The organism is Vibrio sp. 1580 (assembly GCF_033340055.1).
The window spans coordinates 1-527 of sequence record NZ_JAWOVT010000682.1; the positions used below are offsets into that span (position 1 = coordinate 1).

Consider the following 527-nt stretch of genomic DNA (forward strand, 5'->3'; position numbering starts at 1 on the left):
CTCGGTATCGTGGGTGAATCTGGTTCAGGTAAATCACAAACTGTATTCGCAATCATGGGTCTACTGGCGAAAAACGGCAAGATCTCAGGCAGTGCGAAATTTGAAGGTCGAGAAATTCTTAACCTTCCAGAAAAAGAGCTGAACAAAGTTCGTGCAGAACAGATCGCGATGATCTTCCAAGATCCGATGACCTCGCTAAACCCATACATGAAAGTGAGCGATCAGCTGATGGAAGTGTTGATGCTGCATAAAGGCATGGGCAAGTCAGAAGCGTTTGAAGAATCTGTTCGCATGCTTGAAGCGGTAAAAATCCCTGAAGCTCGCAAACGTATCACCATGTATCCGCACGAATTTTCAGGCGGTATGCGTCAGCGTGTAATGATTGCGATGGCGCTATTGTGCCGTCCTAAACTGCTTATTGCTGATGAACCAACAACCGCGTTGGACGTAACCGTTCAGGCACAGATCATGGACTTGTTGAATGAGCTGAAATCTGAGTTCAACACTGCAATCATTATGATCACCCA

At 46.1% G+C, this 527-nt stretch carries 1 protein-coding gene; it reads left to right on the plus strand.

The window, feature by feature from the left end; genetic code table 11:
* Positions 1 to 527 (plus strand): ATP-binding cassette domain-containing protein (locus R7093_RS27830; RefSeq protein WP_318147357.1); only part of this gene is annotated, 527 nt, incomplete at both ends.